This is a genomic window from Methylobacterium sp. A52T (assembly GCF_053346095.1).
In genome coordinates, this window is record NZ_JBKFBI010000025.1 from 37063 (window position 1) to 51020 (window position 13958).

Sequence of the window (13958 nt, forward strand, 5' to 3'; positions counted from 1 at the left end):
ATCAGCTCGCCGCGCCCTTCTTCTTCGCCTTCTGGGCTTCCGCGCGGGCGGCGGCGGCCTCCTCGGTCAGGCGCACCACCAGGCGGTCCGGCATGCGCAGGTCCACCGCGATGACGTCCTTCTCAAGCAGGTGGGCCTCGCGCTCGAACCGGACGAGGCGGGCGAGCGCCGCGGCCGGATCGACCTCGGGCAGGCGCACGTCGATGCCGTCGAACTTGAGGGTCCAGCGCCGGCCGGACACGTAGGTGCCGGCCTTGATCCGCTCGGCGAGCGGCCCGGCGGCGGCGATGAGGGCGAGGTATTCCGGAAGCTTGGTGTTGGCGTCCTCGCCGACCACCAGGGGCAGGCTGGCGTAGCGGTCGTCGCGCATGGCGTCGATGACGGTGCCGTCGGCGGCGATCACGCTGATCTCGCCGTTCTTCTGCCAGAGGGCCGCGGGCTCGCGCTCCACCTGGGTGATGGCGATCTCGTTGGGGTAGATCTTCCGGACCGAGGCCTGCGCGATCAGCGGCACGCGGAGCAGCCGCTCGCGCACGTCGTTGACGTCGAGGAAGGGAACCGAGGAGCGCCAGTCGATCCCGGCGGCCGCCAGGACCTCGCGCTCGTACATGCGGGAGATGCCCGAGATGGTGACGCGCTCGACGCCGAAGCCGGCGACGCGCGCGGCGATGTCGAGGGGGCGGCCCTGCTCGGCCACGAACGCGTCGTAGCGGCCGCTGGCCACGAAACCCGCGAGCGCCACGGCGGCGGCGGAGACGGAGACCGCCACGATGCCGGCGCCGCGGGGCAGGCGCTCGCTCAGGCGCTGACTCGGGCGGGCCCGACGAACCGAGAGCGACCGGGACGTGCCGCGGCCGGTGAGCCGGCCCAGGATCGCGCCGGCGAGGCGCGCGGGACCGCTCCGGCCGGCGGCGTCGCCGCTCAGCGATTCAGGGAAGCGTCCTCCACCATCCATCGGACGAGCTCACCGAAACTCAGGCCCGCATGGGCCGCCATCTCCGGCACAAGGCTCGTCTGGGTCATGCCGGGTTGCGTGTTGACCTCCAGCACCACGAGCAGACCGGTTCCACCCGGTGTGTCGTCGTAGCGAAGGTCGGCACGGCTGACGCCCCGACAGCCCAGTGCTTGATGCGCCGTTAACGACAGTTCTTGGACACGCTGGTAAACATTTGGTTTAAGTTCGGCCGGGAGCACGTGCACCGAGCCGCCCGGAGCGTACTTGGCGTCGTAATCGTACCAATCCCCCGTGGCGGCCTTCACCTCGATCACCCCGAGGGCCTTGTCGCCCATGACGCCGCAGGTGAGTTCGCGGCCAGCGATGTAAGGTTCTGCAAGGACTTGCTCGCCGAACGTCCACTCCTCGGAGGCGAGGATCTGGGGCGGGTGCGAGCGGCCGTCGCGCACAATGATCACACCCACCGATGAGCCTTCCGCGATCGGTTTCACGACGTAGGGTGGCGGCAGGGGGTGTGTCCTGGCGGCCTCACGACGGTTAACGATCCGGCCCTCGGGCACGTCGACGCCGGCGGCGCGCATGACGGTCTTGGCCCGCTCCTTGTTCATGGCGAGCGCCGACGCGAGGACGCCGGAATGGGTGTAGGGGATCTTGAGGATCTCCAGCAGGCCCTGGATGGTGCCGTCCTCGCCGTCCGGCCCGTGGAGCGCGTTGAAGGCCACGTCCGGCCGGAGCGCCGTCAGCACCGCGGCGATGTCGGGGCCGACATCGACCCGGGTGACCCGGTAGCCCTCCCCTTCGAGCGCGTCGGCGCAGGCCTTGCCGGAACTGAGGGAGACCTCGCGCTCGGCGGAGGTGCCGCCCAGCAGGACGGCGACGTGCTTGGACATCAGGGCACCTCGAATAGGTCGGCTTCAATCAGGATCTCAGCGCACCGGCGCGTCCGGAACACCGCTCTCACGTCGTGCCGGCGGGCCGGCCGATGCGCCGGATCTCCCAGCGCAATTCGACCCCGCTGGTCTCCCGGACGCGGCGGCGGACCTCCTCGCCGAGCCCCTCGATGTCGGCCGCGGTCGCGGTGCCGGTATTGATCAGGAAGTTGCAGTGCATCTCGCTGACCTCGGCGCCGCCCCGCCTCAATCCGCGGCAGCCGGCGGCGTCGACGAGCTGCCACGCCTTGCCCCCGTCCGGGTTGGCGAAGGTCGAGCCGCCGGTCCGCTCGCGGATCGGCTGCGCGGCCTCGCGGGCGGCGGTGACCCGCTCCATCTCGGCCTCGATGGCGACCCGGTCGCCGGCCCGCCCGCGGAAGACGGCGCGCGTGAAGACCACGTCCTCCGGGGCGTCCGAGTGCCGGTAGGAGAAGCCCATGTCGGCGTGGCTGAAGGTGCGCAGCGCGCCCCCGCGGTCGATGCCGCGGGCCTCGACCAGCACGTCGGTGGTCTCGCCGCCGTGCGCGCCCGCGTTCATGCGCAGCGCCCCGCCGATCGAGCCCGGGATGCCGCGGTAGAAGGCGAGCCCGTCGATGCCGGCCTCTGCGGCCGCCTTGGCGAGGCGCATGTCCGGGACCGCGGTGCCGACGGTCAGCGCGTCGCCGTCGACCGCGATGCTGCCGAAGGCCTTGCCGCCGAGGCGCACGACCACGCCCGGCACCCCGCCGTCCCGCACGATCAGGTTCGAGCCGAGCCCGATCACCGTGACCGGCACGTCCGGATCGAGAGCGGCGAGGAGGCGGGCGAGATCCTCCTCGTCGGCCGGGGTGAACAGCACCTCGGCCGGTCCGCCGACCCGGAACCAGGTGAGGTCGGCGAGCGGCTGGTCGGCGAGCAGGCGCCCGCGGAGGTCTGGCGCGGCGGCCCGGATGCGATCGTGCAGAGAGGCGGTCATCTGTGTGTCTCCCCTCGCCCCGCCCGCGGGGAGAGGGATGCGGCGATCCTGGTGTCGTCGCATCGGGGTGGCAGCGGACGCTGCGAGGCCGGGGTCCGGAGAGTCACCGCCGGGTTCATCCTCGGAGCGCAGCCCAGTGTGGGCGGTCGAGGGTGCCGCCGCCCCGAGAGGCCTCCCGGGGCGGGCGCGCGCACCGCGCCTACCGTCCCCGCGCGGCGAGTTCGTCCGGCAGGGCGTAGGCCCACTGGGTGATCGTGCCGGCGCCGAGGCAGACCACGTAGTCGCCGGGCTTGGCGAGCTCCGCGATGATCCCCGCGAGTTCCTCCGGCCGCTCGAGGGCCCGGGCGTCGCGGTGGCCGCGCGAGCGCAGGCCGGCCACGAGGCTGTCGCGGTCGAAGCCTTCGATCGGCTGCTCGCCGGCCGCGTAGACCGGCGCGACGATGACCGTGTCGGCATCGTTGAAGCAGGTGCAGAAATCGTCGAACAGCGACTGCAGCCGGGTGTAGCGGTGCGGCTGCACGACCGCGACGACGCCGTGCTCGGTCGAGGCGCGAGCGGCCTTGAGCACCGCCTTGATCTCCACCGGATGGTGTCCGTAATCGTCGAAGATCGTCGCGCCGTTCCACTCGCCGGTGCGCGTGAAGCGCCGCTTCACGCCGCCGAAGCCCGCGAGCGCCTGGCGGATCGCGTCCGGTTTCACGCCGAGCTCGTGCGCGACGGCGAGCGCCGCGGTGGCGTTGAGGGCGTTGTGCTTGCCGGGCATCGGGAGGACGAGATCCTCCATCTCCATCCGGTAGCCGGGCCGACGGTCGCGGATCATCACCCGGAAGCGGCTCTGGCCGCCACGCAGGTCCACGTCGATCAGGCGCACGTCGGCCTGCGGGTTCTCGCCGTAGGTGATGATCCGCCGGTCCTCGATATGGCCGACGAGGTCCTGGACCACCGGGTGGTCGATGCACATCACCGCGAAGCCGTAGAACGGGATGTTGTCGATGAAGCGCCGGAACGCGTCCTTGATCGCGTCGAACGAGCCGAAATGGTCGAGGTGCTCGGGATCGATGTTGGTGACGATCGCCACGTCCGCCGGCAGCTTCAGGAAGGTGCCGTCGGACTCGTCGGCCTCCACCACCATCCACTCGCCCGCCCCCATGCGGGCGTTGGTGCCGTAGGCGTTGATGATGCCGCCGTTGATCACGGTCGGGTCGAGGTTGCCGGCGTCGAGCAGGGTGGCGACGAGCGACGTGGTCGTGGTCTTGCCGTGCGTTCCGGCGATCGCCACGCAGGACTTGAAGCGCATCAGCTCGGCCAGCATCTCGGCCCGTCGCACCACGGGCAGGCGTCGCTCGCGGGCGGCCTGCAACTCGGGGTTGTCGCGCCGGATCGCGGTCGAGACGACGACGAGGGCGGCCTCCTCGACGTTCTTGGCGTCGTGGCCCACGAAGGTGCGCATGCCCTTCTCGGCTAGACGGCGGACATTGGCGTTGTCGGACGCGTCCGAGCCCTGCACCGTGTAGCCGAGGTTGTGCATCACCTCGGCGATGCCGGACATGCCGATGCCGCCGATGCCGATGAAGTGGATGGGGCCGAGCTTGTCGGGCAGCTTCATGGGTCGAACCGTCTGGTGGCGGGACCGCCGGTGCGGAATCCCTCAAGAAATCAGGTGCGGGCGGCCGTCTCGACGACGACCTCGGCCAGCCGCTCGGCGGCGTCGTGGATGCCCGCGCTTCTGGCCGCATCGGCCGCCGCGGTCAATTTTGCCGGCGTCTCGAAGCAGGCGGTCAGCTCCGCGGCGAGGCGTTCGGGCGTGAAATCCGGCTGCTTCACGGCCAGCGCCGCGCCGATCGCGTCGAGGGTCGCGGCGTTGGCGGCCTGGTCCTGGTCGAGGGAGCCTGGCAGCGGCACGAGGATCGCCGGGCGGCCGATCGCCGCGAGTTCCGAGACCGTCGACGCGCCCGAGCGCGCGACCACGAGGTGGCTGGCGGCCATCCGCGCCGGCAGGTCCTTGAAGAACGGCGCCGCCTCGATCCCGGCGAGCCCCATGGCGAGGTAGCGGTTCTGCACCGCCGTCAGGTCCTCGGGGCGGACCTGCTGGACGAGGTGCAGCCGGGCGCGCAGCGCGTCGGGCAGGCGGGCGATCGCCTCCGGCACGACCTCGCCCATGACCCGGGCGCCCTGGCTGCCGCCGAAGACCAGCAGGCGCAGGACGGCATCCGGGCCGAAGGCCGGATAGGGGATCTTGGCCGCCTCGATCACCGCCGGGCGGAGCGGGTTGCCAGTGTGGATCCGCGGGGCTCTCGCCTTGTCGGGCACGCCGCGCACGACCTTGAAGCCGGTGGCGATGGTGCGGGCGCCCCGCGCCAGGAAGGCGTTGGCCCGGCCCATCACGGCGTTCTGCTCGTGCAGGATCGTCGGCACCCGCAGGATCTGGCCGGCCAGCACCGGCGGCACGGTCGGGTAACCGCCGAAGCCCACGATGGCGGCCGGGTTGATCCGGCGGATCTCCTTCGCGGCGACGCCGAAGCCGCGGCCGAGGGTCAGCACGGCGCCGGCGCGCTTCAGGGGCGAGCGCCCGGACGGCGTCGCCGAGGCGATGGTCACCACCTCGGAGGCCGGGAACTCGGACGCGATGGAATCGACCCGGGCGTCGGTGGCGAGCGCCACCCGGATGCCGCGGGCCCGCAGCGCGTGGGCGAGGCTCTCGGCCGGGAACAGGTGGCCGCCGGTGCCGCCCGCGCAGAGCAGGATCGTGGGCGTGAAGACGGTCACCGCATCACCCCGGCGACGGTGGCGGGCGCGGTGCCGGGGGGCTTCTGGCTGAGCATGACGGTGCGGGGCCGCTTGCGGGTCAGGGCGACGAGGAAGCCGGTGCCGAGCGCCAGCGAGATCAGCGAGGAGCCGCCGTAGGAGACGAACGGCAGCGTCATGCCCTTGGCGGGCATCAGCTGGGTGTTCACCGCCATGTTGATGCAGGCCTGGAGGCCGAACAGCGTGGTCAGGCCGGTGATCGCCAGCCGCGAGAAGGTGTCGTCGGTGCGCCGCGCGAGCTTGAGGCCGCGCAGGACGATGAAGGCGAACAGCGCCACGAGGCAGAGGCAGACGATCACGCCGAACTCCTCGCCGGTGACCGAGAAGATGAAGTCGGTATGCGCGTCCGGCAGGTGGCGCTTGGCCACGCCCTCCCCCGGCCCGGTGCCGAACCAGCCGCCCGAGCGGAACGATTCGCGCGACCAGAAGTCCTGGAAGCCGCCGCCGGAATCCCGGTCGAGGAACTTGTTGAAGCGCTCGCGGACGTGGTGGAAGAACAGGTAGGCAGCGAACACACCTCCGAGGCCCAGCACGCCGAGGACGGCCACCCAGATCAGGTGGAGGCCGGCCACGAAGAACAGAGCGCACCACACCATCGTAATCAGCATGGTCTGGCCGAAATCGGGCTGGAGCAGCAGCGGCACGATGGTGATCGGCAGGAGCAACAGCGCCAGGATGCCGCCCGGCATGTCGCGGCGCTGGGCGCCCTCCGAGAAGGCCCAGGCGGCGACGACCACGAAGGCCGGCTTCACGAACTCCGAGGGCTGCAGGCCGAAGGAGCCGAACTGGATCCAGCGATGCGCGCCCTTGATCTCGGGCCCGAACTTGCCGGCGAGCAGGCACAGGATGACGCCCAGGATCCAGGTGACGAGCGCGAGCCGCCGGATGCCGCGCAGCGACAGGAACGAGACCGCGCAGATCAGCAGGATGGTCGGCGCGAGGTACATCGCCTGCCGGTTGAGGAAGTAGAAGGTCGGCAGGCCGATCCGCTCGGCCACGGGCGGCCCGCCGCCCATCAGGAAGACGAGGCCCGCGACCATCAGCGCGAATAGCGCCGCGAGCAGGCCGCGGTCCACCGTCCACCACCAGTCCGTCAGGGGGGTGCGTTCCGCGCGTGACATCATGCCGGGCAACGACTCCAGGCCGCGCGGATGCCGATCCGCGCGGGTCGGCCGGGATCCTCGGCAGGAATGGTAAACGGAGCCTTATGATCGACGGGTCGGGGCACGTCGGGGCACGTTGGGGCACGTCGGGACGCGCCGGCAACGCCGTCGGCGGGCGCTGGGATGCTGTATTAGGACTGCGTAATACTAGTAAAAAGACACTCTATGTTAATCTTCCCATTGCAACTTTCGGATGTATCGACCCGGCGGGTCGCGGCGCGCCGCGCCCGATCCACCCAGCGGAAGCCGACGCGCCATGTTCTCTGCCCTGAACGTCCGTGAAGCGCACGCCAAGCTCGCGGCCCTCGACCGGGTTCAGGGCGTGATCGAGTTCGACCTGGCGGGGCGGATCCTGTCGGCGAACCGCAATTTCCTGGACGTGGTCGGGTACACGCTGCCGGAGATCGTCGGCCAGCACCACAGCATGTTCATGGAGCCGGCCCAGCGGGACGCGCCGGACTACCGGGCCTTCTGGGAGCGCCTGCGCTCCGGCACCTTCGAGTCGGGCCAATTCCAGCGGGTCGGCCGGGGCGGCCGGTCGATCTGGATCCAGGCCTCCTACAACCCGATGCTCGACGTCCGCGGGCGTCCCTACAAGGTGGTGAAGTTCGCCACCGACATCACGCAGCAGCGCACCGAGGAGGCCGACCGCGCCGGGCAGATCGCCGCGATCGACAAGGTGCAGGCGGTCATCGCCTTCGACCTCGACGGCACGGTGATCGCGGTGAACGACAATTTCCTCGCCGCGATGGGCTACAGCCGCGCCGAGGTGATCGGGCAGCATCACAGTCTGTTCGTGGAGCCCGCCTACCGGGAGAGCGAGGCCTACCGGGCCTTCTGGGCGGCCCTGCGGAACGGCACCTATCAGGCGGCCCAGTTCCGGCGGATCGGCAAGGACGGGCGCGAGGTCTGGATCCAGGCCTCCTACAACCCGATCCTCGACGCCGCCGGCCGGCCCTACAAGGTGGTGAAATTCGCCACCGACATCAGCGACCAGGTCCGGCTGTTCGCCAATTTGCGGACCCTGATCGATCAGAACTTCGGCGAGATCGAGCAGGCGGTGACGCACTCGACCACGGCGGCCTCGCTGGCCTCGGCGGCGGCGGACTCGACCTCCGGGAACGTCCAGACCGTCGCGGCCGCCGCCGAGGAGCTGGCGGCCTCGGTGGCGGAAATGTCTCAGAGCATCGTGCGCTCCCAGAGCGCCACCGACACCGCCTATGCCTGCGTTCAGGACGCGGACGGCCACACCAAGCGGCTGGCCGAGACCGCCACCGCCATGACCGGCATCGTCGGCCTGATCCAGGACATCGCCGGCCAGATCAACCTGCTGGCGCTGAACGCCACGATCGAGGCCGCCCGCGCGGGCGCGGCGGGCCGCGGCTTCGCGGTCGTCGCCTCCGAGGTGAAGGCGCTGGCCGACCAGGCGGCGCGCGCCACCGGTCAGATCAACGGCGAGATCGCCAGCGTGCAGCGCGTCTCGCAGGAGGTCGTGCAGGCTCTCAGCTCGATCGGGTCCTCGGTCTCGGTGATGCGCGAGACCGTGGTGGCCACCGCGGCCGCCATCGAGGAGCAGAGCGCCGTGACCCGGGATCTGGCCGAGAGCATGCAGAGCGCCGCGGGGGCCGTCACGGCGATCACCGGCAATATCGGGGCGATCGTCCAGTCGGTGGCCAACGTCTCGCAGGCGGTCGACACCACCCGCGACGCCGCCAAGGTTCTAGCGCGCTGAGGTGGCGCTGCCTCAGGGCAGCGCCTGCACCAGCTCGCGGAAGCGGTTGCCGCGGATCTCGAAGTTCCGGAACTGGTCGTAGGACGCGCAGGCCGGTGACAGGAGCACCACCGGCTCCGGTGCGCCCGAGGCGGCGGCGTTCTCGGCGGCCTTCGGGACGGCGTTCTCGAGGGTCTCGCAGCGCGTGTAGGGCACGGCGCCCTCCAGGGTCGCCGCGAAGGCGTCCGACGCTGCGCCGATCAGGTAGGCGTGCGCGACCCGCTCGAAATACGGCACCAGCGGGAAGATCCCGCCCTCCTTGGCCTTGCCGCCGAGGATCCAGTGGATGTCCCGGAAGGCGGTGAGGGCCTTCTCGGTGGAATCCGCGTTCGTCGCCTTGGAGTCGTTGACGAACAGCACGTGGCCGCGCCGCCCGACTTCCTCCATCCGGTGCGGCAGGCCCGGGAACGAGGTCAGGCCGGCCTGGATCTGCTCCGGCGACAGGCCGAGGGCCCGCGCGACGGCCACCGCTACCGCCGCGTTCTGCCAGTTGTGAGCTCCCCGGAGCGATCCGATCCCGTTGACGTCGGCGGGCGCCGTGCCGTCCGGCTCCCGGACGATCCCGTCGCGCACCGTGAGCGCGTCGGTGCACAGGACGTCGCCGTGGGGCACGTGGACGCGCACGAGGTCGGCGCCGCGCCGATCGGCGATGGCGCGGCTCGGGGCGTCGTCGACGCCGACCACCGCGAGGCCCGCGCCCTGGATCAGGCGCTCCTTGATGGCCGCGTACTGCTCCATCGTGCCGTGCCGGTCGAGATGGTCCGGCGTGATGTTCATCAGCACGCCGACGCTCGGGTCGAGGCTCGGCGTCAGGTCGATCTGGAACGACGACATCTCGATCACGTGGACGCGGTCGGCGGCCGGCGGCTCCAGCGACAGGATCGCCGTGCCGATGTTGCCGCCCATCTGCACGTCGCGGCCCCCCTGCGCGAGCACGTGGGCGATCAGCGCCGTGGTGGTCGACTTGCCGTTGGTCCCGGTGATCGCCACGAACGGCGCCCCCGGCGCCCGCGCCCGCCGCTCCCGGCAGAACAGCTCGATGTCGCCGATGATCTCGACGCCGGCATCCCGGGCGAGCCGGACGCTCCAGTGCGGCTCGGGATGGGTCAGCGGCACGCCCGGGCTCAGCACGAAGGCGGCGAACGCGGACCAGTCGGCCGCGCGCAGGTCCCGCGTCTCGATGCCGGCCTCCCGCGCGCGGGCGAGGCTGTCGGCATTGTCGTCCCAGGCCTGCACGCCCGCGCCACCGGCCTTCAGCGCCAGCGCCGTGGCGAGCCCCGAGCCGCCGAGGCCGAACAGGGCGACGGTCTTGTCCTGGAAGACGGTGACGGGTGTCATGCGGAACTCTGGATGCGGCGGCCGGACCCGGCCGATCCGAACCGGCACTCGTCCCGGGCGCCCCGTGTCGGCGACCCCGAAGGAGGCTCCCGGGATCGCGGCCGGCCGGGAGCCTCCTTCGAGGCTCCGCTCCGCGGCCGCGCCTCAGGATGAGGGCGAGGATCGGATCGACCTCTCAGGCCGCCCCTCTAGCACGATTTCTCAGCGCAGCTTCAGCGTCGCCAGACCGGCCATCGCCAGGATCACCGCGATGATCCAGAAGCGGATCACGACCTGCGGCTCCTTCCAGCCCTTCTGCTCGAAATGGTGGTGGATCGGCGCCATGCGGAAGACGCGCTTGCCCGTCAGCTTGAACGACGCGACCTGGATGATCACCGACATCATCTCCAGCACGAACAGGCCGCCGACGATCGCCAGGACGATCTCGTGCTTCGTCGCCACCGCGATGGAGCCCAGTAGGCCGCCCAGCGCCAGGGAACCGGTATCGCCCATGAAGATCTGGGCCGGCGGCGCGTTGAACCACAGGAAGCCGAGCCCGGCCCCGATCACCGCGCCGCAGACGACGGCGAGCTCGCCCGTGTCGCGGACGTAGTTCACCTGCAGGTAGCTGGCGGTGAACGAGTTGCCGACGAGGTAGGCGATGAAGCCGAATGTGCCGCAGGCGATCATCACCGGCACGATCGCGAGGCCGTCGAGGCCGTCGGTCATGTTCACGGAATTGCCCGCCCCGACGATCACGAAGGCGCCGAAGAGCGGGTAGAACCAGCCGAGGTTCAGGAGCGCGTCCTTGAACACCGGGAAGGCGAGCTGGTTCTGGAGCGCGGCGGGCGAGTAGACCGCGATGGTCACGCAGGCCGCCATGGCAATCAACGCCTCGAGGGCGAGGCGGAACTTGCCCGAGAACCCCTTGTGCGACTGCTTCGTGACCTTGAGGTAATCGTCGTAGAAGCCGATCGCGCCGAAGCCGAGGGTGACGGTCAGCGTCACCCAGACGTAGTGGTTGCGCGGGTTGGCCCAGAGCAGGATCGCCACGACGGCGCCGGCCAGGATCATGAGGCCGCCCATGGTCGGCGTGCCGCGCTTGGTCAGCAGGTGGGTCTGCGGCCCGTCCTCGCGGATCGGCTGGCCCTTGCCCTGGCGGATCCGCAGCAGCGAGATGATCCAGGGCCCGAACCAGAACACGAACAGGCCCGCCGTGAACAGCGCGCCGCCGGTGCGGAAGGTGATGTAGCGGAACACGTTGAGCGGCGTGAAGCTGCTGCTCAGGTCCGAGAGAAGGTACAGCATCCGGGCGCTCGGCCCCCTTGTTCAGGCTCAGGTTTCGGGGGACGGCGCCGCACGCGCAGGCGTGCCGGTCACGGGACGGCCTGGGTCCGCCGGGTCGGATCGACCGCGTAGCGGGCTTTCAGCGCCTCGACAATCCGGCCCATGCGGCTGCCGTTCGATCCCTTCACCATGACGGCGTCGCCGGACCGCAGGGTCCGGGCGAGCGGCTCGAGCAGGTCGGCGGCGGTGTCGGCCACCGCGCCGCGGCGGCTCACCGGCAGGGCCTCGAACAGGTGGCGCATCAGCGGGCCGGCCGTGAAGACGAGGTCGATCCGGGCCGCCTCGATCGCCTCCGCCAGGCCGCGATGCAGGTCGGGCGCGGCGGCGCCGAGCTCCAGCATGTCGCCCAGCACGGCGATCCGGCGACCGCGGGGCCCGGTCTCGATCCCCGCCAGGGTCGCCAGCGCCGCGCGGACGGCGACGGGATTGGCGTTGTAGCTCTCGTCCACGAGGTAGGCGGTGCCGCCGCCGATCTCGAGGGCGGTGCGCTCGCCGCGCCCCGCCGGCGGCGTCAGCCGGCCGAGCGACAGGGCCGCGCGGGCGAGGTCGGCCCCGAGGCTGTGGACCACCGCCATGACGCCCAGCGAGTTCAGCGCCGCGTGCCGGCCGGCGGTGCCGAGCTTGTAGGTGACGGGCTGGCCCATCACCACCGCGTCGATCACCGACAGGTCGGGCCGCAGCACGATCCTCAGGGCGCGGACGTCGGCATCCGCGTGCTCGCCGAAGGTCACCACCCGGCCCGCCCGGGAGGCCTGGGCGTGGGCGGCCAGGCGGTCGAAATGCGGGGCGTCGCGGTTCAGGATGGCGACGCCGCCGGGCTGGAGCCCGGAGAAGATCTCGCCCTTCGCGTCCGCGATCGCGGCCAGCGAGGCGAAATGCTCGATATGGGCGGGCGCGATCGTGGTGATCAGCGCGATGTCCGGCCGGACCTGGGCGGTCAGCGGCACGATCTCGGCGCCGTGATTCATGCCGATCTCGAACACGCCGTAGCGCGCGGAGCGCGGCATCCGCGTCAGGGTCAGGGGCACGCCCCAGTGGTTGTTGTAGGAGGCCGCCGAGGCGTGGGTCTCGCCCTGCTCGGACAGGACGTGGCGCAGGGCCTCCTTGGTCCCGGTCTTGCCGACCGAGCCGGTGACCGCCACGACCTGCGCGCGCGTCCGGGCCCGGGCGGCGGCGCCGAGGCGCACCATCGCGGTCAGGACCGGGTCGGCGCCCCCCTCGGGCACCGCCAGGACGGGGCCGTGGGCCGCGAGCGCCTCGGCGCGCGCGGCGCCCACAACGGCGGCGCCGGCCCCGCGCCCCAGGGCGTCGGGGACGAAGTCGTGGCCGTCGCGGGTGTCGCCGCGGATCGCGAAGAACAGGTCGCCGGGCTGGAGCGTGCGGGTGTCGATCGAGGCGCCGCCGATCGCGCGCCCGGCGCCGGTCAACCGGCCGCCGGTCGCGGATTCCAGCTCCTCCCGCGTCCAGAGTGCGGTCATCGTCGGTCCCCCGTCGTCCTCAGGCCGCCGCGTCGATCGCGGCGCGCAGGACCGCGTGGTCCGAGAACGGCAGCGTGCGATCCCCCACGATCTGGCCGGTTTCATGACCCTTGCCGGCCACGACCAGCACGTCGCCCGGTCCGAGCCGGCCGACGGCGCTGTGAATCGCCTCCGACCGGTCGCCGATCTCCTCGGCGCCCGGCGCCGCGTCCAGGATCGCCCGGCGGATGGCGGCCGCGTCCTCGGTGCGCGGGTTGTCGTCCGTGACGATCACGACGTCCGCGAGCCGCTGCGCGATGGCGCCCATCAGCGGCCGCTTGCCCCGGTCGCGGTCGCCGCCACAGCCGAACACCGCGATCAGCCGGCCCGACGCGAAGGGGCGGAGCGCGGCGAGCACGCTCTCCAGGGCCTCGGGCTTGTGCGCGTAGTCGACGAGGCAGAGGCCGCCCCGCGCCTCGCCGATCCGCTCCATGCGGCCGGGGACGCCGGTGAGATGGTCGAGGGCCGCGAGGACGCCATCGGGATCGGCCGCCCCCGCCGGGGTGGCCAGCGCGAGGCCGGCCGCCACCAGGGCGTTCTCGACCTGGAACTCGCCGACGAGGGGCAGGCGCAGCTCGCGGGCCCGGCCCGCGAACAGGATCCGGGCGGCCTGCGCGAACCCCTCCGTGCGGACCGCCTCGACCCGCAGGTCCCGGCCGCCCCGCCCGACCGTGCGGACCGGCCGGCCGGCGGCCCCGGCGGCGGCGATCACCCGCTCGGCGTAGGCGCCGTCGGCGTTGACGATGGCCGGGCGGCCCGGCGGCAGCAGGTCGGTGAACAGCCGCAGCTTGGCCGCGAGGTACTCCTCGATGCTCGCGTGATAGTCGAGATGGTCGCGGCCGAGATTGGTGAAGCCCGCGGCGTCGAGGCGCACGCCGTCGAGCCGGCGCTGCTCGATCCCGTGGGAGGAGGCCTCCATGGCGAGGTCGGTGACGCCGTCCGCGGCGAGTTGCGCCAGCGTCCGGTGCAGCGTCACGGGGTCCGGGGTCGTGAGGGAGCCGTACTGCGCGCCGCGATTGGTGACGATGCCGACGGTGCCGAGGCTCGCGGAATCGCGGCCGAGGCGCGCCAGGATCTGGCGGACGAAGTCGGCCACCGAGCTCTTCCCGGCGGTGCCGGTGACCGCCACCACGGTCTCGGGCTGCGGGCCCGCGAGGCGGGCCGCCGCGAGGGCGAGCGACCGGCGCGCGTCGGCGACC

At 71.9% G+C, this 13958-nt stretch carries 11 protein-coding genes; 1 reads left to right on the plus strand and 10 read right to left on the minus strand.

What is annotated here, in order from left to right:
• Position 1: 1 nt before the first annotated feature.
• The 6 genes from ACLBYE_RS08920 to ACLBYE_RS08945 form a co-directional block, all read right to left on the minus strand.
• Positions 2-955 carry a cell division protein FtsQ/DivIB gene (locus ACLBYE_RS08920; protein WP_020094131.1) on the minus strand — a complete coding sequence of 318 codons (954 nt, stop codon included), beginning with the start codon at positions 953-955 and terminating at the stop codon, positions 2-4.
• Positions 922-1845: a D-alanine--D-alanine ligase gene (locus ACLBYE_RS08925; protein WP_020094130.1), complete on the minus strand. Its 924-nt coding sequence runs from the start codon at positions 1843-1845 to the stop codon at positions 922-924. The genes ACLBYE_RS08920 and ACLBYE_RS08925 overlap by 34 nt, the downstream gene beginning before the upstream one ends.
• A gap of 67 nt (positions 1846-1912) precedes the next feature.
• Positions 1913-2839: a UDP-N-acetylmuramate dehydrogenase gene (murB, locus tag ACLBYE_RS08930; RefSeq protein WP_447693880.1), complete on the minus strand. Its 927-nt coding sequence runs from the start codon at positions 2837-2839 to the stop codon at positions 1913-1915.
• A 199-nt stretch (positions 2840-3038) separates the two neighbouring features.
• Positions 3039-4445, minus strand: a complete 1407-nt coding sequence (gene murC, locus ACLBYE_RS08935) for a UDP-N-acetylmuramate--L-alanine ligase (RefSeq protein WP_447693881.1) — start codon at positions 4443-4445, stop codon at positions 3039-3041.
• A 50-nt stretch (positions 4446-4495) separates the two neighbouring features.
• Positions 4496-5605, minus strand: a complete 1110-nt coding sequence (gene murG / locus ACLBYE_RS08940) for an undecaprenyldiphospho-muramoylpentapeptide beta-N-acetylglucosaminyltransferase (RefSeq protein ID WP_447693882.1) — start codon at positions 5603-5605, stop codon at positions 4496-4498.
• Positions 5602-6768 carry an FtsW/RodA/SpoVE family cell cycle protein gene (locus ACLBYE_RS08945; RefSeq protein ID WP_020094126.1) on the minus strand — a complete coding sequence of 389 codons (1167 nt, stop codon included), beginning with the start codon at positions 6766-6768 and terminating at the stop codon, positions 5602-5604. Before ACLBYE_RS08945 ends, murG begins: the two co-directional genes overlap by 4 nt.
• Positions 6769-7063: 295 nt before the next feature.
• Between ACLBYE_RS08945 and ACLBYE_RS08950 the strand changes: the two genes are divergently transcribed.
• On the plus strand, positions 7064-8539 hold the full coding sequence (locus ACLBYE_RS08950; protein ID WP_447693883.1) for a methyl-accepting chemotaxis protein: 1476 nt from the start codon (positions 7064-7066) through the stop codon (positions 8537-8539).
• Positions 8540-8551: 12 nt separating this feature from the next.
• On the opposite strand, the gene murD is transcribed toward ACLBYE_RS08950, so the two are convergent.
• The 4 genes from murD to ACLBYE_RS08970 form a co-directional block, all read right to left on the minus strand.
• A complete protein-coding gene (gene murD / locus ACLBYE_RS08955; protein WP_447693884.1) occupies positions 8552-9916 on the minus strand; it encodes a UDP-N-acetylmuramoyl-L-alanine--D-glutamate ligase in 1365 nt (454 codons plus the stop codon).
• Positions 9917-10117: 201 nt separating this feature from the next.
• Positions 10118-11203 (minus strand): phospho-N-acetylmuramoyl-pentapeptide-transferase, encoded by a 1086-nt coding sequence (gene mraY, locus ACLBYE_RS08960; protein WP_020094123.1) that lies wholly within the window; start codon positions 11201-11203, stop codon positions 10118-10120.
• Positions 11204-11271: 68 nt separating this feature from the next.
• The gene (locus tag ACLBYE_RS08965; RefSeq protein ID WP_447693885.1) at positions 11272-12720 is read right to left on the minus strand and encodes a UDP-N-acetylmuramoylalanyl-D-glutamyl-2,6-diaminopimelate--D-alanyl-D-alanine ligase; all 1449 of its coding nucleotides are present in this window, start codon (positions 12718-12720) and stop codon (positions 11272-11274) included.
• Positions 12721-12739: 19 nt separating this feature from the next.
• Positions 12740-13958: UDP-N-acetylmuramoyl-L-alanyl-D-glutamate--2,6-diaminopimelate ligase (locus ACLBYE_RS08970; protein ID WP_447693886.1), on the minus strand; the 1219-nt coding region annotated here is incomplete at its 5' end.